Genomic DNA, 21,940 nt, shown 5'->3' with positions numbered 1-21,940 from the left:
TGCAACTCAGTCAACTTTGGACACCCGACATTGGCCGCCAGTATGGCAACGGCTGGTACCATCAAGCGCTCTTCTCCACCGTTTTGATGGTTTGAGGTATGAAGAAGACCATCACGCCCGGCACGGCATAAAGAACTACGACTTTACGGGGGGTTGCAAAGTTTCTGTAGCAAGGGTCCAATAGACAGCAGTTAATAAACAGCGTTCGAGAAAAATGCGGCCGCTGCTTCTCCTCCTATAAGCGCTTCTGGGCACAGTAAGTCCCAGCCTAAGCGCCCTTCCTGTATGGCCATACAGTCTAGCGATACCGCCTTCCATGGGGTATGGTGCGATAGCCTATATATATTTACCTTCATCACTTTTTTTATGGCCTTTTACCCATGATGCGAATCCTTCATTCGCTGCCCCGCACGCACAAGCTGCTGCTTTTACCCGTTGCCACCATGGTCACAGTGCTGGGCGCCCACAAGATCGTCACCACCTACGAAGATGTCCAGCGCGACAACCAGTCGCTGGAGTCTGTCCTGGTTCCCCTCGACAGCAGCGCCACCCCAGGGCTGCCGTCACTGGACTTCGAGCGAACACCTGTCGCCGAAGCCATCGACCTCGCACTCGACGCCACCAGCCAGCACATCCCGATTTCACAGCTCAAGGCGACAGAAATCGTCGACATCGACTTCGTCGATACTGCCCACGCTGACGTCAAGTTTGAAAACGCCATGCGTTCATCGTCGGGGCTACCGCCGCTGTCCTTACAGTCCACCCGCTCGCTCTCTGGCGCCGCAGCTTCATCAACCGCGGCGCCAGTTGCTTTGGAAGGCCCCGAGCAGGCACCGGCCTTCAAGCTCGACGAAGGCTCACTGCATATCGCGGTGGTGCTGGGCACCGTCGCCAGCGGGATGCTGGAACAGCAGTCACTCGATGTCGCCAGCGACGCCACCTCTTACGAAGACGTGAGCGAAGACGAGCTGGAGCTGTTCGATGAAGGCCCGATCGTGCTGGAAGAGGAAATCGCGGCCAACGAACCCTTCGTGCCGACCTGGCAGACCTACCGCGTGCGCCAGGGCGATACCTTTGCAGAAATGGCTGAAAAGACGCTGGGCCTGGGCTACAGCGAGGTCATGGCGCTGCTGGAAGACCTGCCCGACCAGAATGTCCTGACCCGCTGGCGGGTTGGCAATACCTTTGAATACCAGCTCGATGAAGATGGTCGCCTGCAGGCTCTGCGCATCATGAAGAACGTGCGCGACGGCTACCTGATTGAGCGCGAGGCTGAAGGGTTTGACGTTGCCACGATCGAGCGCGCGGGCGAGTCCTCCCAGCGCCTCTACGCGGGCACCGTCAGCGGCAGCTTTGCACGCTCTGCCGAAGCCGCCGGCCTCAGCCGCGCCGAGGTCGCCGAAATGGCACGGGTACTCGAGAAGAAGCTCGACTTTCGCCGCGACACGCGTCGTGGGGATGGCTTCAGGGTGCTGGTGGAATCCGACATCATCGATGGGCAGCGCCTCGACCCCCGCGTCCTGGCGGTTTCCTACTCCGGCGAGCGCATGGATCTGACCCTGGTGCGCAACCCCGAAGACAACAATTTCTATACGCCTGAGGGCCAGAGCCTCGATCCGGCCTTCAATCGCTACCCCTTCTCGGGCAGCTATCGCATCAGCTCCAACTTCAACCTGCGTCGCCACCATCCGGTGACAGGGCGCATCAGCCCGCACAAGGGCACCGACTTCGCGATGCCGATCGGCACCAGCGTCGAAGCTCCCGCCAATGGTCGCGTCGAAAAGGTCGGTAACCACCCCGCCGCTGGTCGCTACATCGTGATTCGTCACGACAATGGCTACAAGACGCGCTACCTGCACCTGTCGCGCCCGCTGGTCAGCACCGGCCAGCGCGTCACCATGGGCGAGCGCATTGCGCTGTCGGGCAACACCGGACGCAGCACCGGCCCTCACCTGCATTATGAAGTCATGGTCAGCAACAACCAGGTCGACGCCATGCGCGTGGCGCTGCCGGAGAACCAGAGCCTGTCCGGGCAGGCCCTGGCCGCCTTCCAGCAGGAAACCGGCCCCACCCTGGCAGCGCTCGAGACCGCCAAGCCAGGCTCGGAGGTCGCCCTGGCGGAGGAGCTGGGCGACAACGACAGCTAAGGAAATGCTCTGAATACGACAAGGCCCTGCCTCCTAGGCAGGGCCTTGTCGTTGGAGTGTATCGAACATCACCGCATACCGAGCCTTGCGACGTGTCATGCATCAACAGGCATCGCTCGTCACGACAGCAATGACCCTAGCCGCAATGGCCCTAGCCACGCCCGCGCCAGTAATCCATTCGCCGCGTCAGCTGATCTTTCCAGTGCTGTGCCAGCGCCTCTACCTGACGTAGTTCAGCCATCACCTCCAGCGCCGCTCGACGGTCTTCCAGCACGCGCCAGCAGGACGCCACTGTCCACGCCTGCGGTCCCCGCTCGACCACATGGATCTGTGGCTGGGCCGGCACCCAGCCTTCTTCCAGCACTCGATACAGCCATCCCATACGGGCATCCCGCATGAACGCTCGTGCCAAGCCAGGCTGACCGGTGCGAGCATCCACCTTGGCACATGGTTGGCGCGGCTGTGACACCTGAACCAGGGCTTCCCCGATGCGATAGACATCGCCAATTCTGACCTGTCTCTCGTCGGCGCCTTGGCTTGAGATGTTTTCACCAAGCACCCCTGGCCGGAACATCTCACGGGCCGCGGGAAATCGCTCGCACCAGTGCTGGTGGTGATCGGCGGCGTAGTGGCAAAGCGCGCGATCCTCTCCACCATGATCCACCTGGTTGGCCTGGCTATCGTCTGTCAGACCAGACCGTCCAAGCCACTGGGGACTGGCCGCCAATACCTTGAAAATGCCGCTCTTCTCGCCAAAGCCTGGCAACATCTGGGGCTCACTGACGTAGGGCCCCTGAACATCACTGAACATGATCTTGCTCCCCTGCTGCGGGTCATTGGGAGTTGCCGCGCCGCCGGCGCGGGACGGGCACATGGCGTCCTGCCTGGCGCCAGCGTCCCGTGTCGTTCTATCCGCTCAAGCCCACGGACGGTGGGGGCTGGCTGAACGCATCATCATCCAGCAGCTGCATGCCTTGCTCGATATCCGCCGTCAGCGCCTGGCAGAATGCCTCGCTATCGCCCTCGCGCAGGGCCTGAGTCATCTCGCGATGGTGGTCATCGGCGATACCCGAGCCGCCCCAGCGGGTACAGATGAAGCCCATGCTCGGTCCGTACTGCTGCCATAGCTGCTCGACCAACGGCAGCAGTACCGCAGATCCACTGAGCCGATAGATCAAGAAGTGAAAGGCGTGGTTACCCCGCATGTAGCGCCGCAGATCACCCGCCTCAATGGCGCGATTGATGCTGTCATCCAGCGCTTCCAGCGCCTCCATGTGGCAGCTCTCGATAGACGGAAACGCCTGGCGGGCAAGCTCGCTCTCGAGACTGCGGCGAGCGAACAGCACTTCAACAAAGCGCTCGCGACTGAGGTAGGGAACGATGATCTTGCGACTGTCGACGAATTGCAGCGCACCTTCGCTGACCAACCAGCGCACGGCCTCACGGGCGGGCATGGCACTGGTGTCATAGCAGGCCGCAACCCCACGTATCGACAGGACATCGCCGGGACCAAACTCCCCCTCGCACAGTCGACGACGCAAATCCTGATGGATGCGCATCGAGGCCGTGTCCGGCTGAAACGCAGGCGCCGCCGCGGCTACAGGGCTGGGCCCGGTAACGATGTCTGCCGTTGTCGGTGTTGCAGGCCGAGCCTGATTCATGGCGCTCCTCGGTCGTGATGGCGGCGAAGTGGCGGCCGCACAGCTATCGTCGTCCAGCCTAGCCTAACCGAGCCCGCCCGCCTACCACCGCCTGGCCCAGGAGGACGACCCACCACCAACGGTAGGCCGCGCAGAGATCTGGCGAAGCGTCATGAGCCAGTAGCAACAGAGGAGAAGGAAGGCGTGATGCACACGCCTCTTGCTTGTGCGCTGTGGAGCTTGCTGCTAGTGTGATCACACCATGTGATCACACTAACAATGACACCGTGACGTCCCCGGAGGCCCCATGGCACAACCGCGCTGCGCATCCTACTACTCGGCAACCCTCCATCAGGAAACCCACTACCCTGTCGTGGAGGGGGAGCATAGCGTTGATGTAGCGATCATCGGCGGCGGTTTTACCGGCATCAACACGGCATTGGAACTGGCGGAGCGCGGCTACCGGGTCGCAGTGATCGAAGCCAACAAGATCGGCTGGGGCGCCACCGGTCGCAACGGCGGCCAGGTCACCGGCAGTCTCTCCGGCCAGGACGCCATGCTCCAGCAACTCAGCGGCCCCCTTGGGCGTGAGCAGGCCGAAGCCTTCGTGTGGGATCTACGCTGGCGCGGTCATCGCATCCTGCGCCAACGCGTCGAACGCTATGGCATTGATTGCGACCTTAAATTCGGCCACCTGCATGCGGCCTATCAGCCAAGCCATCTGGACGAGCTGAAGCGTGACGTGGACGCTTCACAGGGCCACGACATTGCCCAGCACCTGTCGCTGCTGGATGCACAGCAGACACGTCAGCTCGTTGGTACGACGCTCTATCACGGCGCCGTGCGCAACGACTACAACATGCACCTGCATCCTCTCAACCTGTGCCTGGGCGAGGCGCGGGCCATCGAATCCCTGGGTGGGCTGCTGTTCGAGGGCTCCCAGGTGACCGACATTGTGCACGGCGATACCCCTTGCGTGATCACCGATCGCGGACGTGTCCATGCCGCCAGCGTGGTGCTCGCCGGCAATGCCTACCACCGCCTCGAGCGCAAAGCGCTCAAGGGCAAGCTGTTTCCCGCGTCGCTGGGCATCGTCACAACGGCGCCGCTTAGCGCCGAACAGCGCCAGGCCATCAATCCTCAGGACCTGGCCGTCTATGACACCCGCTTTGTGCTCGACTATTACCGCCTGACCGCCGACGGCCGTCTACTGTTCGGCGGCGGTGCCAACTATTCCGGCAAGGCAAGCCAGGACATCGGGGCAGAGTTACGGCCGCGCCTCGAACACACCTTCCCGCAGCTCGCCGGGGTAGCACTCGACTACCAGTGGCAAGGCCAGGCCGGCATCGTCATCAACCGCATTCCCCAGCTGGGAAGACTGTCTCCCAATGTGTTCTATGCCCAAGGCTACTCTGGCCACGGCATCGCCACCTCGCACATCGTCGGCAACATCATGGCAGCAGCGGTCAGCGGCCAGCTCGAAGAATTCGATCTGTTTGCCAATATGCGCCACTGGCGTATTCCGGTCAGCGAGCGTATCGGCAATGGCCTGCTGGCGGCCGGCATGTGGTACTACCAGCTGCGCGAGAGACTTCGCTAAGAGCTAAGACCCAAGACCAAAGACCTACCCCACATAACAACGATGCCATGACGCCACGCTCCTGAACCAACAACAATGAATGCCCAGGAGGCTCCCCATGCAAGATCTGTTTCCCGCTGACGGCTGGCTAGTCCTGCTGCCCACCGTCGTTGTTCTGCTGCTCGCGCTATGGAGTCGGCGGGCCCTGGAACCGCTGGTGGCAGGCGCCTTCGTCGGCGCTCTGCTGATTCAGCCGACCGGTGCACTATCCACCCTGGCAGACAGCCTGTTGACGGTACTTACCGACGAGGACGTGGCCTGGGTCATCGCGGTGTGCGGCCTGATGGGGTCGATCATCGCGCTGCTGCTGAAGTCCGGGGCCTCCCGCTCCTTCGCCCATAGCCTGCTGCGTTTCATCACCAACAAGCCGAGGGCGCTGCTGGGTTGCTGGTTCATGGGTATCGTGCTGTTCGTTGACGACTACCTCAACTCCCTGGCCGTCGGTACCTCAATGCGTCAGGTGACGGACCGCTTCAAGACATCTCGCGAAATGCTGGCCTATGTCATCGACTCCACCGCCGCCCCGGTCAGCGTGCTGATCCCCATCTCGACCTGGGCAGTGTTCTTTGGTGCGTTGATCGAGAAGAACGGCCTGGCCCCGGACGGACAGGGCGTGTGGGAGTACATCCAAGCGATTCCCTTCATGTTCTATCCGTGGATTGCCGTGGCCATGGTGCCGCTGGTCGCCTATGGCAAGATCCCCCTGTTTGGCCCGATGAAGAAAGCCGAGCTGCGCGCCCAGAATGAGGGCCTGTGCGTACCGCCTGGGGCTGAGCATATCGATGACGAGATCGGGCACCTGGAGGCCAAGCACCAGACTCGCAGCAGCATCTGGATGTTCCTGCTGCCGATGGCTTCCCTGGCGTTCTTTACCTGGTACTTCGACCTCGACTTCCTGATGGGCATCTTCGTCACCCTGGCCGGCATGATTGTCGCCTTCATCGGCCTCAAGAAGCTGTCACCGGGAGAAACCTTCGACAATATCCTGGAGGGCTTCAAGTCGATGCTGGATGCCCTGGCGGTGCTGGTTGCCGCCTTCATGTTCAATGACGTCAACACCACGCTTGGCTTGAATGAATACATCATCACCACGATCGAGCCACTGATCAACGCCCAGATTCTGCCCTTTGTCATCTTTGCGCTGATGGGTTTCGTGTCATTTGCCACGGGCTCCAACTGGGGGGTGTTCGTCATCATCCTGCCCATCGTCACGACGCTCGGGCATAACCTCGGCGCTGACATGACGCTGGTGATTGGGGCCACCCTGTCAGCCAGTACCTTCGGCAGCCACGCCTGCTTCTACTCGGATGCCACGGTACTGACCGCTCAGGCGAGTGGCTGCACGCCCTTCCAGCATGCCTTCACCCAGTTGCCCTACGCCGCACTGGCGGGCATGCTGGCCGGCCTTCTCTATCTGGCACTGGGGTTCATGTGACGACACCATCTCCCACCAGTTTCTGGTCCGGCGCTCTTGAGGGGGCGCCACATCACCCACCGCTCGAGACCCATGCCAAGGCCGACGTGGTGATCATCGGGGGAGGCTTCAGCGGGCTATGGACGGCCTACTACCTCAAGACGCTGTCCCCGGACATGGATATTCGCGTGCTGGAAGCGCGCCATGTGGGGCACGGAGCCTCGGGCCGCAATGGCGGCTGGGCCATCGGCAGCCTGGCCGGACTGGGACGCCATCTGACGGGACACTCCACCGAGCAGAGACAGGCCCTGTGCGACCTGCTGGCCGACAATGTCGATGCCATCGGCGCGACCCTCACCCAGGAAGGGATAGATGCCGACTTCCACAAGGGCGGCGCGCTCTATGTGGCTGCCCGTTACCCCGCTCAGGAGGCGCTGCAACGGGACTACCGCGAGCACATGCTGGCACTCGGCCATCGGGCCGAGGACTGTCAGTGGCTGACGGCGGAGGAACTTGAGACCAAGGCGCGCTTCCAGCGGCCCTTTGGCGCCCTCTTTCACCGCCAGGTCGCCAGCCTTCACCCCGGCAAGCTGCTGCGTGGACTGGCACAGCGCCTGACCGACATGGGCGTGACGCTGCACGAGCACAGCCCGGTGGACCAGATTGACGGTGGCCGTGTGACCACATCCCGCGGCAGCGTGACCGCGGCGATGACGGTAGTGGCCACCGAAGGCTACAACACGCTGCCACAGCTGCGCCCCCACCTGGTGCCGGTGTCCAGCCTGGTGATCGCCACCGAGCCGCTCAGCGCGCCCCAGTGGGAGGCCATCGGACTGCATGATCGCCCCACCTTCGCCGACGCCAGCCGCCTGATCAACTACGGTCACCGCAGCCGCGACGGCCGACTGATCTTCGGCGCCCGGGGGCACTATCCCTACAAGGCACTGCCACGCCATCAGACCGCCATCAGCAGCGCTGACATTGCCATGCGCAAGGCACTGCTGCAGTCGCTGTTTCCTGATCTTGGCGAGGTGACCATCAGCCACGGCTGGGGGGGAACCCTCGGCCTCTCGCGCAGTTTTCGCCCCCACGCCATCATGGATCGTCGCGAGGGCATCGCCACCCTGGGGGGCTATGCCGGTGAAGGCGTGGCCGCCAGCCACCTGATGGCCCGCTCGCTGGCGGAGCGGATACTCAAGCTGGATACGCCACGTACCAGGGCACCTTGGGTCTGTGACGGCGCATTAACCTCGCTGCTCAAGCGCTGGGAGCCAGAGCCGCTGCGCTGGCTCGGCGCCAAAGGCATGACTCTGACCTACGCCGCCGAGGAGGCACTGCTGGCCAGACAGCGCCATCTCCCCTTGGTAAGCCCCGCTCTCGCTCGACTCAACGATACCTTTGCCTCGTTGATCGAGTAGTTCCGACAGGAGAACCCCATGCTGATCATCCACAGTGACGCTACTCGCCACCGTCGTACCAGGACGGAGCTGTTTGCCGGGCAGCTCGTTGCCCCCTTTGAGTGTCCTGAACGAGTGGACTACATCATCGACCGGGCCAGGGCCGAACAGCTGGGCGAGATCAGGCCGCCAGACAGCCATGGGCTCGAGCCGGTACTGGCCATTCATGACAAGGGATACATCGACTTCCTGAAGGTCGCCTGGCGCGATTGGCAGGCGGCCGGCTACGAAGGGGAAGCCATCCCCAACATCTGGCCCACTCGGCGAATGCCCGGCGGCCCCATTCCTCGCCATATCGAAGGGCGCCTGGGCTACTATGCGCTGGCCGGCGAGACCTCGTTGACCGAAGAGACCTTCGACGCGGCACTGCTGAGCAAGGACATTGCCCTGACCGCACTGGACCATGTGCTTGCCCACGGCGAGCCAGCCTTCGCGCTGTGTCGTCCTCCCGGTCACCATGCCGCCCGCGACCAGTACGGTGGCTACTGCTTTATCAATAACGTGGCGGTTGCCGCGCAGCAGGCACGCCATCGCGGATGTGAGCGGGTGGCCATTCTCGATATCGACTTTCACCATGGCAACGGCACGCAGGACATCTTCTATGAGCGCAGCGACGTGCTGACGCTGTCGCTACATGGGGATCCCATGGACGAGTTCCCCTATTTCCTCGGCTTTGCCAACGAAACGGGGCACGGCGAAGGCACCGGCTTCAACGTCAATTACCCGCTGCCTAGCGGCACCGACTTCCCCAGCTGGCTGCAGGCGCTGGAGGATGCCACCGGCAAGGTACGCCACTTTTCCCCGGAGCTTTTGATCATCGCCCTTGGCGTGGACACCTTCGAAAACGACCCGATCAGCTCCTTTACCCTGAAGAGCGAGGATTATCTGGAGATTGGCGCGCGTATCAAGCGCCTGGGCCTGCCGACCCTGTTCGTCATGGAAGGCGGCTATGCCGTGGAGGAAATTGGCATCAACGCGGTGAACGTGCTGAAAGGCTTCGATGCCGCATAGCGCGACAGCCCAAGGCAGAGACGTAAGGAAGCCTTCAGGAAAGAGGACGCGGAGGACATTCAACCCTGTCCTGTACGCCGGGGCGCAACGCTAACGACTTTCGCGCGCCTCCGGCGGCGCCTCACAAAGCATTCTGCATACTATGTGAATGATGACAAAACAGTGACATGCACCGTCAGTCGGTTGCCACTGACAACGCCAGCCTCCACACGGACCGGTGTCGCCAGAACACCCAAGGATGCCCTCACCTACGCGCCAAACCGCGCCGAGCTCTATCGTTCTGGTTCTATGCGCTCTGGTCCAATCTGCTCTGGTCCCATATGACCCAGGCCAATGGCACTGCGAGTGTGCGTTAAGGACCGGCGACTCGGCCTGCTGCGCCACTACTCCGGAACATCGACACCGTCACGATCACACTCCCAAGCAACAACACACGTAGAAGCCCAAGCCCCCACAACAGCAATGACAACAGGATCCGGCTTATGACACAGCAACGCTCCTCCAGCCTTCCCGAAGCCCATGACGGCCAGGACAGTGGACTCAAGCGCATTCTTGGCCTGCCCGCCCTGGTCTTCTTCGGCCTGGCCTACATGGTCCCGCTGACGGTCTTTACGACCTACGGCGTGGTCACCGACATGACCGCGGGCCATGTCCCCATGGCCTATATCGTCACCCTGGCAGCCATGTTCTTCACCGCCTATAGCTACGGCAAGATGGTCGAGCACTATCCTACCGCTGGCTCTGCCTATACCTACACGCGCCGCTCCTTCGGCGGACGCGTCGGCTTCATGGTCGGCTGGGCACTGCTGCTCGACTACATCTTCCTGCCGATGATCAATTACCTGGTCATCGGCATCTACATGAAGGAATACTTCCCGGCGGTCGACCAGCATGTCTGGGTGCTGGGCGCCATCGTGGCCGTCACAGCACTGAATATCCTCGGCATCAAGCTGGTGGCCAAGATGAACCTGATCATCATCGCCTTCCAGTTCGTGTTTCTGGCGACCTTCATCGCCATATCGCTGAAGGTGATCGGCAGCGGCGAGACACCCTCGCTGCTGGCCCCCTTCCACAGCGAAAGCCTCCAGTGGGCCAGCGTGATTGGCGGCGCTGCCATCCTGTGCCTGTCCTTCCTCGGCTTCGATGCGGTATCGACACTGTGTGAAGAAACTCGTGAGCCCAAGCGCGATATTCCGCGCGCCATCATGCTGTGCACGCTGATCGGTGGCGGCCTGTTCATCCTCGCCTCCTATGTGGGCCACCTGGTCTTCCCGGACTACCAGAGCTTCGGCAGTGTCGACTCGGCCGCCGTCGACGTGATGCGCCGCGCCGGCGGCAGCTTCCTGGTGACCTTCTTCACCGCCGCCTATGTCGCTGGCTGCTTTGCCTCGGCCATGGCGGCCCAGGCCAGCGTCTCGCGCATCCTGTTCGCCATGGGACGAGACAAGGTGCTGCCCAAGGTATTTGGCAAGGTCAGCCAGCGCTACGGTACGCCGCTGGGCTCTACCCTGATCGTGGGTGGAATCTCGATGATGGCGCTGGTCATCAGCCTTGAACTCGCCGCCACCATGATCAGCTTCGGTGCGCTGGTGGCGTTCTCCTTCGTCAACCTGTCGGTGATCAAGCACTACCTGGTCGACGAGCACCTGCTGCAACCCAAGAACCTGCTGCGTTACGGCGTGATGCCCAGCGTCGGCTTCCTGTTGACCATCTGGCTGTGGTCGAGCCTCTCAGGGCATACCTTCCAGGTGGGCTTGACCTGGGTGGCGGTGGGCTTTGCCTACCTGCTTTACCTGACCCGCATGTTCAAGCACGACGTGCCGGACCTGGAGCTGAAGGAGAACTGAGAGGTTGTTGAGAGGTTTTGAGAGAGGGCTGAGAAAGCGCTGGGGCGAACCGAGAAGGAGGATGGCGAGCTCCTGTTCTTCTCCGACATGGCATTGAATCCTGCCGGAGACTCACTCTACCAACTGGTGGGCAATACCGGAGAGGTGCTGGCTTTCGACGTTGCCGAAAATGGCAGCCTGTCCCTGCGTGACCGCTCAGGCGGACTGCCGACCCTCGGAACTTACGGCTTGGTGGTACTGGAAGACGACTGATCCATGAGTCAGGCGCTGCTGGCCCGCGAGGGCCAGCAGCGCATGTCGCTTACTGGAAGTGCAAGTTCAAGCGACCGATCTGGTAGAGATCGTGCAGGTAGACATCGAGCTTGTAGACCAGATGAGTCGCGACGATCAGTCCGGCGATCAGCGCCAGCAGCACCGCCGGCTCGTTGGCCCAGGCCAGAGAGGGTGATGCCAGCTGGTAACCCACGGTGTAGATCGCCAGGCCCCCAAGTGCCAGCACTGACAGGCACAGCACGGTAATCACCAGGATCATCAGCCCGCGAATATCCCGCGCAGGAGGCGTTGTCTTCCAGCGGGCAAGATGGCGCACCATGATGCTGCCATTGGTCACAATCTGCCGACGCCGCCGCAGCAACTGCGCCGCATTGACCGGCTCTCCTTCCCGAGCAAAGGCAGCGAGCACGACCCGGGGGTCGAGTCGATCCCCCAGGCGCGAGCGCACCGCCGCCTCGAATGCTGTGCGGTCCCCGCCTTCCCTTACCTGACGAGCCAGCCCCGATAACTCCGCCAGCCCCTCTTCATCCAACCCCGGACGCTTCTCGAAGTCGGCGAAGTGCTGTTCGTAGTAGATGTAATACACCTGGTAGATCGACAGCAGAACGGCGAGATAGATCGCCACGTACAGGGCAATGGAAGACATCGGGATTCCTCAGTGGATGGCAGACCCGGCCAAGACAGCCTCGCGATGGGCCATGATGGTCCAAAGATTCACATTATGAGAATCAATCCAGCCAGGCGGAATTGGCTATTTTGCCGCACCTAGACTTGGCAACAGACACCTGGCACCCAGACCTAGCATCTAGACCAAGCACCTCGCACCCAGCAACCGCTCGTTCGACATCCCACCAGAGAGCGGCACGGCGCCCTTTACGCAAAAGCCCCCGCCGGCAGACCGACGGGGGCTATCGCAACTCTGCGAGCGGTGCGAGCGCGCTACAGCGCTCGCCCAGGCGCTCTTCACTCGGGCAGCTTGTAGGCCATCACATAGTCACCGATGGTAGTACCGATGGAGCCGTGGCCACCTGCGACCAACACGACCATCTGCTCCCCCTTGCTGTTGAGATAGGTCATCGGCGTGGCCTGGCCACCGGCCGGCAGACGCGACTCCCACAGCTGCTCTCCCGTCGTCAGATCGTAAGCGCGGAAGTAGTCGTCCACGGCCGCAGCCAGAAACGCCACGCCGCCATCGGTGATCACCGGGCCACCGATGCCAGGAACCCCCATCTTGAAGGGCAGCGGCAACGCGGTCATATCCTCGATGGTGCCATTCTTGTGCTGCCAGGCCACCTCGCCGGTGCGCAGGTCGGTGCCCGCCACATAGCCCCAGGGAGGCTGCTGACAAGGCACACCCAGCGGCGACAGGAACGGCTTCATTTCTACCGCGTAGTCCGCTCCGGCGTTTTCATTAAGGCCTTGCTCGCCCTGGTTGGTCTCGCCAAGGTCGGCACCTTCCTTCGGCACCAGGGTGCTGGTGAAGGCGAGATACAGCGGCATGCCGAACATGACCTGACGCTTCGGATCCACCGCGACGCTGCCCCAATTGAACACACCGAAGTTACCGGGGAACACGATGGTGCCCTGCTCTGACGGAGGCGTGTACTGGCCTTCATAGCGCAGCGAACGGAACTGGATGCGACAGATCATCTGGTCGACCAGTGTACCGCCCCACATGTCTGCCTCGCGCAGCGTCGGCGGACGGAAGTTGAGCGCCGACTTGGGCTGGGTCGGGGCCGCAAAGTCACCCTCGATGGTGCCCTGAGGGGCTGGCTCTTCGGTGATCGGGAAGATCGGTTCGCCTGTAGCACGGTTCAATACATACACATCACCTTGCTTGGTCGGTACCACCAGGGCCGGTTGCATGCCATCGTCGGTGTCCAGATCGACCAGGCTCGGCTGCGCCGGCGTGTCCATATCCCACAGATCGTGGTGGACGAACTGCTGCACCCACTCGACCTCACCGCTGTCGAGACGTAGTGCCACCACGGAGGTGGCGTACGTCTCTTCCGCCTCGCTGCGGAACTGGCCCAGCTGATCGGGCGTGCGGTTACCCATGGGGAAGTAGATCAGGCCCAGCTCTTCATCGGCACTGGCCACCGACCAGCTGTTGGGCGAGCTGGTGGCGTAGGTCTCATCTTCGGCGATCGGCGCGGTCTCCTGTGGATTACCGGAATCCCAGTTCCAACGCAGTTCACCGGTCCTGGCATCGTAGGCACGGATGACACCGGAAGGTGAGTTAACCGCATAGTTGTCGTTGACCGCGCCGGCGACCACCACCAAGCCATTGGCCACTACGGGGGGCGAGGTGGAGTAATAGAAGCCAGACTGCTTGAACGGCATATTGTGCATCAGGTCCAGCTCACCGTTATCGGCGAAGTTCTCGCACAGTGCACCGGTCGCCGGATCCACCGCCAGCAGGCGAGCATCAGAGGTCGGCATGAACAGTTGAGCGTCGCACTGAATTGGCTCAAGGGACTCGGAAGGAGCGTCCATCACCGCCACATCCAGAGCGTCTTCATCTCCGCTGGCTGGCGGCAGATAGGAAACGCCACGACAGGTCTGGTGTTGACGCGAACTTTCCGCCGGAACCTTGGCGTCGTACTGCCACAGCTTCTCACCGCTATCGGCATCGAGTGCTACCAGCCAGTTATGAGGCGTGCACAGGAAAAGGCCATTGCCAATCTTCAGCGGCGTGGCTTCGTAGGTGGTCTCTCCAACATCGTCAGGGCCCTTGAGGTCTCCCGTCTGATATTGCCAGGCCAGCTCCAGATCTCCCACGTTCTCGGGAGTGATCTGGTTCAGCGGCGAATAACGCTGACCAAGATTGTTACGCCCGTAGGCATGCCAGCTGGCCTCGGGAGAGTCGCCCAGGTCAGGAGACTGCACGACCTCGTCTTCATTGAGACGACCGTCGATGCGGTGAGCATCCACCGCGATGCTGCCCAGAAGGCCGACACCCAGAATGGCCCATACCGGCAGCAGCACCGCCGTACCAACACGCTTGCCGGCACGAGAGGGCCACAGCAGCGGAATGGCCAGCAGCATCAGCAGGCCCATGCGCGTCGCGAGGGGCCACCAGTCATAGCCCGACTCCCACAGCGCCCACACGGCAGTCGCCACCAGCAGACCGGCAAACAACAGCTGAGCCTGTACTCTACGGCGACGCAGCATGACGCCAACCGCCAGCAGGACGGCACCTGAGAGAGCGTAATACCAGCTTCCGCCCAGGGTGATCAGCCAGGCGCCGCCCCCCAGGAGCGATAGCCCCACCAAGGCGAAGATGAGGGAAACAATGATCATGATCCAAGGTCCTTGCGCTGAATCGTGTAAGTGGGCGGCATGTTAATTGATTAGCGTGAAAATTAACATGCCAGGTCCACTACACAGTGTAGGCACGGACGCTGACAAAGGAGTCAGTCAATGACGTCTTTTCTGTCATACCTGACGGCTAGCTCGCATCTCCGGTCGTCCACATGGCCCCGTCATCCTGCATTGACATCCGCTGTCATCCACCGTCATCACCTCTCCCCCCCCCATCAACACCAGCTGTCGCGCCGCTGGGGCCTGTCTCCCATGGATGCCAGCCTTGCCCCGAGGGCGTTCATCGCTGGCTGCCGCCCTTCATACCCGGCCCTCAGGCAGGTCATGGCCCACTTGGGCAGGTCATCGCTCAACCGATAGTAAACCCACTGCCCGTCGCGACGATCGGCCAGCAAACCACAGCGACGCAATTCGGCCAGGTGCCGGGACACCTTGGGCTGGGAGAGCTGAAGGACCGCGGTCATTTCGCAGACACACAGCTCGCCCTCAGCAAGCAGCAGCAACATCACCGACAGACGGGTTTCCTCCGACAGACATTTGTAGAGGCTAAGGGGATCAAGCGACGTCATCCTTTCTCCTGATGGCTAATGCGGTCCAGAACACGCTCCTTTCAGCGCTGATGTCGCTGATAAGTGCATGGCGTTCAGCGATGTCCCGTGCCCATCGCTGCCATGGGGCTACGCTTGCTCCGAGAGCACAGCTTGATTCAAGCGCTACGCTCACTCCAGGAGCTACGCTTACTCCAGGAGCTACGCTTTGCCCCTGAAGCGCGCCCGACCACGCCCGATCATGCCGCGGCCACGCCTGCCGTATTGCCTCTGTCAGGCAGCGCCAAGGCCATCAAGGCGCTGGCCAGTACCAGTGCCGCCGCTACCCACAGGCAGGCCGAAAGCCCCTGCACCTGGTACAGCCAGCCCGACAACAGCGTACCCAACAGACGGCCCATGGCGTTAGCCATGTAGTAGAAGCCCACGTCCAAGGAGGCGCCGTCGGCCCGGGCGTAATGCACGATGAGATAACTGTGCCAACTTGAGTTGATGGCGAACAACACACCGAACAGCAGCAATCCAGCGACCAGCCAACCCACCTGGGCCAGCGGCAGCAGCGCCAGCACAACCGTCAAAGCTGCCAGCACCAGGGCCCACAGCACCGTTGTCCAGCGCTGCCCAAGGGCCACCATCCTCGTCAACCGGGGTGCCTGGGTCTGCACCCCGCCATAACCCATCACCCAGATGGCCAGCAAGCCCCCTACGGTCCAGTGACTCCAGCCATGCTGATCGTACAAAAACACTGGCAAGGCGACCACGAACCACACATCACGAGCGGCAAACAGACAGAGACGCGCCGCCGACAGCACGTTGATGGCGCGGGAAGCAGAGAACATCTCGGTGAACTTTGGCTTGCGCGTCGAGCGCCCCAGGTCGGCCTTTAGCCTGAGCAGCGACAGCCCCAGCACGGCAAGCAGCATCACTGCCATGGTGATCACCGCGCCGCGAAAACCGATGAGCGTCAACAGCACTCCACCCAGGAAGAAGCCTGCCCCCTTCAACGCGTTCTTGGACCCGGTCAGCAGCGCCACCCAGCGATACAGGGCGGAGTCGCTGCCCCCCTGGCCTGCCGGCACCAGCACCTTGACCGCACTCTTGGCACTCATCTTGTTGAGGTCCTTGGCGATGCCTGACAGAGCCTGAGCCGCCATCACCCAGGCAACGGTCAAGGCGCTTGAAGGCACCATCAACATGGCCAACGCCACGATCTGGAGCCCCAGACCAAGATTCATGGTGCGATTGAGCCCAAGGCGAGCGCCCAGCCAGCCCCCCACCAGATTGGTCACCACGCCGAAGGCCTCGTAAAACAAGAACAGCAGGGCGACTTCCAGGGGCGAATATCCGAGCTGGTGAAAGTGCAGCACCACCAGCATGCGCAAGGCGCCGTCGGTCACGGTGAAGGCCCAGTAGTTGCCGGTGATCAGCAGATACTGGCGAACCTCGAACGGCAGCGCTCTCAGCCGAGACAGCAGCGAATCAGCCACGTCCCACCTTCAGGGCAAGCTCCGCGGTGCGGTTGGCGTATCCCCACTCGTTGTCGTACCAGGCGTAGAGCTTCAGCTGGGTGCCGTTGACCACCATGGTCGACAGCGCATCAATGATCGAGCTGCGCGGGTCGGTGCGATAGTCGATGGACACCAGAGGCTTCTCTTCATACCCCAGGATGCCTTTCAGCTGCCCCTCGGCCGCTTCCCTGAGTGCGCCGTTGACCTCCTCGACGGTCACCTCTCGCTCCAGCTCAAACACCATGTCCGTCAGCGAGGCATTGGCCAGCGGCACGCGAATGGCGTGCCCATTGAGCTTTCCTTCCAGCTCGGGAAAGATCGCGGTGATGGCCTTGGCCGAGCCCGTCGTGGTGGGGATCAGGCTCATGCCGCAGGCACGCGCTCGGCGCAGATCCTTATGAGGAGCGTCCAGAATCGTCTGGGTATTGGTAATGTCATGCACGGTGGTCATGCTGCCATGGCGAATGCCAAATCGCTCGAGCACCACCTTGACTACTGGCGCCAGGCAATTGGTGGTGCAGCTTGCCGCCGTCACAATGCGATGACGGTCCGCCTGGTACAGGTGATCATTGACGCCCATGACAACGTTGAGAACGCCCTGCTCCTTGACCGGCGCACTGACGACCACCCGCGCGACGCCCTGGGCGAGATAGGCGTCGAGCGTATCCCGCGTCTTGTGTTTGCCCGAGCACTCCACCACCACCTCGCAACCGGACCAGTCGGCTTGCTGGGGTGTCGGCGCGCGGCTGAAGGCCACCGGCCGTCCATCGAGGCGCAATTCGTCTTCCTGCCCCAGGACCCCCGTGCCCGGCGAGAAATGTCCATGTACCGAGTCAAATTCCAGTAGATGGGCAAAGGTCTCCGCATCCCCACCCGGGTCATTGACCCTCACCAGGGTCACCTCGCCGCTGACAATTCGCGGCCACAGGCTGCGCACTACCAGCCGGCCAATACGGCCGAAGCCATTGATACCAATACGTAAAGTCATAAGAGACTCGCTATCTAGTGAAGCGGTAAAAAGTACCGCTGCTAAACGTTGCTACAGAGCGGATTTTGGAAGACTCGACAGACCTGGCGGCGGTCCGTCATTTCCGGCGCCTGCGTATTCCAAGGCTTCCTGCTAGCCTCAGCGGGGGGCTGCTTGGCCAGAACGATCACGCTCCTTGAGCTGCAGCCAGAGCATCAAGCGCACTCGTATCTCCTGCAGCGCCTGCGCGTAGGCATTGTCACGCTCGATAGCCCTGGGATCACGGATATCCCAATACAGGTGCTCATCCCGGCTGCCCTGCCAGTCTCGACAGCTTTCCTGTGCCTTGTCGCACAATACGATGACAGTATCGAAGTGCTGACCTGCAAAACTGCTGAGCGACTGGCTCGCCAACCCCTCGGTCGCAATGCCTTGCTCTCTCAACGCTTCCATTGCCTTGCGGTGTGGCTCGTCAGGCTCGGTTCCGGCGCTGAACGCCTCGAAATGTTCACCGGCAAGATGCCGCAGCAACGCCTCACCCATTAACGACCGAGCAGAATTCTGGTGGCAAAGAAACAGCACACGCTGCTTACCTGACGTAGATGACAATGACATGGAGGCGCCTCCTCATATATGAAATTTCATATATACGAGACAAAGATGTCAATCCCATGAACGTTGTGCGTACCGTCGAGATGACGGTGGCGCTTTCACGCTGGGGATAGGAGTGTGGAGATCAAGGCACCGAGAGGACCGAGAGGTCTGAGAGCCAAGAAGGCCGAGAGAAAAGGTGCGGGACAAGCATGAGCCAGGCTGCCCGAAAGCCTCCATCCGGAAGGCCTTCAGGCGTGCGGCCGGGTGTGACGGTCAGACCGCCCTGGACGTGACAGTCGGCTAAAGACTGACGATACGGTCACAGCTCTTGGTCACCAGGGCCTCGTCGTGGCTGACCAGCAGCAGGGCGCAATCACGCTCCTTGGCCAGCTCGACCAACAGCGCCACCGTCTCGCGCTGGGTCACCGGGTCAAGACGCGACGTCGGCTCGTCGGCAAACAGGAAGACGGGATCCAGCAACAGGGCACGCAGGATGGAAAAACGCTGGAGCTCTCCTCCCGACATTTCCCCTGGCCTGCGATCGAGCAACGCCGGCGCCAGCCCCAGTCGTTCAAGCATCGGGGCAATTCTAGCGCTGTCGAGGCGGTGCAGTCGGCACACGTCGTCGATCAGCGTGCCCATTGTCCAGTACGGTGCAAAGGCTGCAGGAGGATCCTGGTACAGCTTGAGAAAACGGCTCGGTTGCACCGAGGGATCACGCCAAAGCTCGCCCTCATCCGGTGCCACCAAACCCAGCAGCACATCCCCCAGGCTGCTCTTGCCGCTGCCGCTGGGGCCGCTCACTCCGACGATGTCGCCTCGGCGAAACGCCAGATTCAGGTCCTTGAACAGCACGCGCCCCCCTCTCGACTTGCCCAGGGCACTGGCACTGAGGACGGCCCCCGGCGGCGGCGTGCACGAGAGCGTTGGAGCTGAGCGCTCGATGGCAACCTGCTTGCGCTGCGGGTCGGTTGGCGCGGCTGTCGCTTCCGGCCAGCGTTCCGGCTGCGCCTCCATCAACTCGCGGCCATAGCCGCTGGTGGGTTGGCTCAGCACGCTATCGGCATCTCCTTGCTCCAGGCAGCGCCCCTTGCGCAGGATCATGACCTTGCCCCCGAGCTGACGCGCCACCTCGAAATCGTGGGTAATGGTCAGCAACGCGCCATGGCTGCCCAACGCCTCGCGCAACAACGCCACCACCTCGTCACGACGACCGCGATCCAGGCCCTTGGTCGGCTCATCGGCGATCACGATCGGGGCGTTACCGGTTCTCGCCGCAGCGAAGGCGGCACGCTGGGCCATGCCTCCCGACATCTGCATCGGCAGCCGCGCGTAGCTGTCCTCAAGCCCCAGATGGGCAAGATCTCGACGCGTGGCCTGCTCAGCCTCGACGGTCGTAAGTCCGCCGACGAGCCGATGGCCTTCACCGATCTGCTCGCCAATCGCCATGATCGGATCCAGCGCACTCCAGGGCTCCTGGGGCAGCATGGCCAGCCGACGCCCCCACCAGCGACGCCGCTCGGACAGTGGCAGGCTCAGGACATCCTGCTGATCCACCCACACCTCTCCCGACACCTCGAGACTGCCCGGCAGGTTACCCATCAAGGCCTGGGCCAGCAGGCTCTTGCCTGAACCGGTCTGGCCGATCAAGGTCAATGGCTCGCCGGCCTTCAGCGCAAACGAGATCGGCTCGAGCAGCACTTCCGGGGCATCCCCAGCGGTGGTGACGCACAGCTCCTTGACCGTCATCATGGTGCTCATTTCGGCTCCTCCCCTGCCAGCAGAATGAATCCCAGCACCATCAGGAACAGCGCCAGTACCGGCTGAGCCAGGGCCCAGGGCGCTTCCTGGTAGTACGGAAAGAGCTCGGTCATCATCAGCCCCAGCTCCGCCGTGGGTGGCCGCAGCCCGATGCTGACAAACCCCAGAGACGACACCGCCAGGATCGCGGTGGCAGCACCAAAGGCAGCCAGCGTCATGACCTGAGGCCGCAGTGCAGGCCACAGGTGACGACGGAACAGATACACCCGGCCGAACCCGAGCAGCCGCGAGGCCTGCACCTGCGGCGAGGCCATCAGGCCCTGGGTCACGCTGCGCACCAGGCGAAACACCTCGACCCACAGCACCAGTGAGATCCCCAGGTAAAGGGTCCAGAAGCTGCCAGGAGCAATGGCCGCCAGCATCAGCACCAGCAGCAGGCCAGGCAAGGCCAGCACACAGTCAGCCAGGGCGCCGAGCAGACGATCGCCCCAGCCCCGGCGCCAGCCGGCGGCCACGCCAAGCACCAGCCCAATCGTGACCGCGCTGGCCACGCTCAGAAACGCCAGGCCCAGCGACAGGCGAACCGCCTCGGCCGTGCGTGCCAGCAAGCTTCGCCCAAGGTGATCCGTACCCAGCGGATGCAGAGCTCCCGGGGCCTCGAGAGTGTGCATCAAATCCTGAGCATAGGGATCAGCACCGCCCAGCAGCGGGACGCCCCAACCGAACAGCATCAGCCCGACCAGCAGGCACAACCCCAACATCCGCGACGCCGGCAAACGACGGCGGAGCGCCAGCAAAGGAGTCATGGGACCTTGTCTCGTCAATGTCTTCATGCCAGCCGCCTCCTCGGGTCCAGCAACAAGGTGGCGATATCCACCAGCGTGTTGAGCAGCACAAAGCCCAGGCCCAGCACCAGAGCGGTACCTTGAATCATCGGCACATCGCGAGCGACCACGGCATGGACCAGCGCATGACCGATGCCAGGCCAGGCAAACAGTGACTCGATCACCACCACGCCTTCGATCAGATACACCAGTTGCACGCCGAGAAACGCCACCACAGGGACACTCAGGTTGCGCAGGCCATGCCGGCGCAGGGTCTGCCACCCGGTGAGTCCCTTCAGTCGTGAAAACGCGTAGTAGTCGGAGCCAGCGACATCGGCCATCGCGTTGCGCGCCACGCGGCTCGATACCGCGGCGAGACCAAGCCCCAGCGCCAACGACGGCAGCCACAGGTGGCTAAGGCTGCCGTGGCCAGCAGCGGGCAACCAGTGCAAGGTCAACGAGAACAGCACCACCAGTGCAATGCCGACGACAAAGGGCGGTAGCGAGCGCAGGCCAAGCGCCAGCGCCAGGCTGACTCGATCGAGCCAGCGCCCGGGGCGCAACCCGCTGGCCAGCCCCAGCGGCAGGCCCAGCACCAACGCCATGACCACCGCCGTCAGGGCTAGCGACAGGGAGTGGCCAAGCTGGTGAGACAGCTCCTGCACAACCGTTTCACCGCTGACCAGAGAGCGGCCAAGATCGAAGGAGGCAAGATCCATGAGCCACTGGAGATAGGCGGCCAGCGGTGACTGATCAAGGCCCAGCTCCTGCTGAACGGCCGCCGCGGCCTCGGCGTTGACCTGCTCATAGCCGTAGCGTCCTGCGGCAATCCGAAAGCTCATGTCGCCAGGCAGGGCCCGCGTCAACAGGTACGTCAGGCTCCCTACGACCCAGGCCACCAGCCCTGCTTGTACCAGTCGCTGTCCCAGCAGCGAGAGAATCGCTCTGCCCATCAAGCACCTCCCCGCAGTGGCCCAGCAAAGCGTATT

At 62.4% G+C, this 21,940-nt stretch carries 18 protein-coding genes; 7 read left to right on the top strand and 11 right to left on the bottom strand.

Translation table 11 applies throughout. The features are described 5' to 3' along the window. The first annotated feature begins 380 nt into the window (after positions 1-380). Positions 381-2,147 (top strand): peptidoglycan DD-metalloendopeptidase family protein, encoded by a 1,767-nt coding sequence (locus KUV86_RS04305; RefSeq protein ID WP_222483744.1) that lies wholly within the window; start codon positions 381-383, stop codon positions 2,145-2,147. A gap of 151 nt (positions 2,148-2,298) precedes the next feature. On the opposite strand, the gene KUV86_RS04300 is transcribed toward KUV86_RS04305, so the two are convergent. Both KUV86_RS04300 and KUV86_RS04295 read right to left on the bottom strand, forming a co-directional pair. Further along, positions 2,299-2,958, bottom strand: a complete 660-nt coding sequence (locus KUV86_RS04300) for an MOSC domain-containing protein (RefSeq protein WP_206942888.1) — start codon at positions 2,956-2,958, stop codon at positions 2,299-2,301. 97 nt (positions 2,959-3,055) lie between these two features. Continuing rightward, complete coding sequence (locus tag KUV86_RS04295) at positions 3,056-3,808, bottom strand: GntR family transcriptional regulator (RefSeq protein ID WP_222161960.1); 753 nt, start codon at positions 3,806-3,808, stop codon at positions 3,056-3,058. 286 nt (positions 3,809-4,094) lie between these two features. Between KUV86_RS04295 and KUV86_RS04290 the strand changes: the two genes are divergently transcribed. From KUV86_RS04290 to KUV86_RS04265, 6 genes are all read left to right on the top strand, one after another. Then, positions 4,095-5,387, top strand: coding sequence for an NAD(P)/FAD-dependent oxidoreductase (locus KUV86_RS04290; RefSeq protein WP_222483742.1), 1,293 nt, complete (start codon positions 4,095-4,097; stop codon positions 5,385-5,387). A gap of 97 nt (positions 5,388-5,484) precedes the next feature. Beyond that, entirely contained in the window at positions 5,485-6,861 is a 1,377-nt protein-coding gene (locus KUV86_RS04285; RefSeq protein ID WP_222483741.1) for a Na+/H+ antiporter NhaC family protein, read from the top strand. Further along, on the top strand, positions 6,858-8,258 hold the full coding sequence (locus KUV86_RS04280; RefSeq protein WP_222483740.1) for an NAD(P)/FAD-dependent oxidoreductase: 1,401 nt from the start codon (positions 6,858-6,860) through the stop codon (positions 8,256-8,258). The genes KUV86_RS04285 and KUV86_RS04280 overlap by 4 nt, the downstream gene beginning before the upstream one ends. An 18-nt stretch (positions 8,259-8,276) precedes the next feature. Continuing rightward, positions 8,277-9,308: a histone deacetylase family protein gene (locus tag KUV86_RS04275; RefSeq protein WP_222483739.1), complete on the top strand. Its 1,032-nt coding sequence runs from the start codon at positions 8,277-8,279 to the stop codon at positions 9,306-9,308. A 482-nt stretch (positions 9,309-9,790) separates the two neighbouring features. Then, entirely contained in the window at positions 9,791-11,155 is a 1,365-nt protein-coding gene (locus KUV86_RS04270; RefSeq protein WP_206942899.1) for an APC family permease, read from the top strand. An 87-nt stretch (positions 11,156-11,242) separates the two neighbouring features. After that, positions 11,243-11,407, top strand: coding sequence for a hypothetical protein (locus tag KUV86_RS04265; RefSeq protein ID WP_206942901.1), 165 nt, complete (start codon positions 11,243-11,245; stop codon positions 11,405-11,407). Between the two features lie 49 nt (positions 11,408-11,456). On the opposite strand, the gene KUV86_RS04260 is transcribed toward KUV86_RS04265, so the two are convergent. The 9 genes from KUV86_RS04260 to KUV86_RS04220 all read right to left on the bottom strand — a co-directional run bounded on the left by KUV86_RS04260 (position 11,457) and on the right by KUV86_RS04220 (position 21,904). Continuing rightward, positions 11,457-12,074 carry a hypothetical protein gene (locus tag KUV86_RS04260; protein ID WP_206942902.1) on the bottom strand — a complete coding sequence of 206 codons (618 nt, stop codon included), beginning with the start codon at positions 12,072-12,074 and terminating at the stop codon, positions 11,457-11,459. 317 nt (positions 12,075-12,391) lie between these two features. Continuing rightward, positions 12,392-14,731, bottom strand: a complete 2,340-nt coding sequence (locus KUV86_RS04255; RefSeq protein WP_222483738.1) for a glucose/quinate/shikimate family membrane-bound PQQ-dependent dehydrogenase — start codon at positions 14,729-14,731, stop codon at positions 12,392-12,394. 236 nt (positions 14,732-14,967) lie between these two features. Then, positions 14,968-15,321 (bottom strand): metalloregulator ArsR/SmtB family transcription factor, encoded by a 354-nt coding sequence (locus KUV86_RS04250; protein WP_222483736.1) that lies wholly within the window; start codon positions 15,319-15,321, stop codon positions 14,968-14,970. A gap of 218 nt (positions 15,322-15,539) precedes the next feature. Beyond that, positions 15,540-16,784, bottom strand: coding sequence for an organoarsenical effux MFS transporter ArsJ (gene arsJ, locus KUV86_RS04245; protein WP_222483732.1), 1,245 nt, complete (start codon positions 16,782-16,784; stop codon positions 15,540-15,542). After that, complete coding sequence (locus tag KUV86_RS04240; protein ID WP_222483730.1) at positions 16,777-17,793, bottom strand: ArsJ-associated glyceraldehyde-3-phosphate dehydrogenase; 1,017 nt, start codon at positions 17,791-17,793, stop codon at positions 16,777-16,779. The genes arsJ and KUV86_RS04240 overlap by 8 nt, the downstream gene beginning before the upstream one ends. Positions 17,794-17,931: 138 nt before the next feature. After that, on the bottom strand, positions 17,932-18,387 hold the full coding sequence (locus KUV86_RS04235) for an arsenate reductase ArsC (protein WP_222483725.1): 456 nt from the start codon (positions 18,385-18,387) through the stop codon (positions 17,932-17,934). 279 nt (positions 18,388-18,666) lie between these two features. Further along, positions 18,667-20,127, bottom strand: a complete 1,461-nt coding sequence (locus KUV86_RS04230; protein ID WP_222483722.1) for an ABC transporter ATP-binding protein — start codon at positions 20,125-20,127, stop codon at positions 18,667-18,669. After that, positions 20,124-20,960, bottom strand: a complete 837-nt coding sequence (locus tag KUV86_RS04225; protein WP_224908205.1) for an ABC transporter permease — start codon at positions 20,958-20,960, stop codon at positions 20,124-20,126. Before KUV86_RS04225 ends, KUV86_RS04230 begins: the two co-directional genes overlap by 4 nt. Continuing rightward, complete coding sequence (locus KUV86_RS04220) at positions 20,957-21,904, bottom strand: ABC transporter permease (RefSeq protein WP_206942917.1); 948 nt, start codon at positions 21,902-21,904, stop codon at positions 20,957-20,959. The genes KUV86_RS04225 and KUV86_RS04220 overlap by 4 nt, the downstream gene beginning before the upstream one ends. Positions 21,905-21,940 lie beyond the last annotated feature (36 nt).

Origin of the sequence: Halomonas sp. DP8Y7-3 (assembly GCF_019801675.1) — a bacterium.
Lineage (GTDB): Bacteria > Pseudomonadota > Gammaproteobacteria > Pseudomonadales > Halomonadaceae > Halomonas > Halomonas litopenaei_A.
The sequence above is the reverse complement of the archived record's forward strand: the minus strand, read 5'-3'. Positions and strand labels throughout refer to the sequence as shown.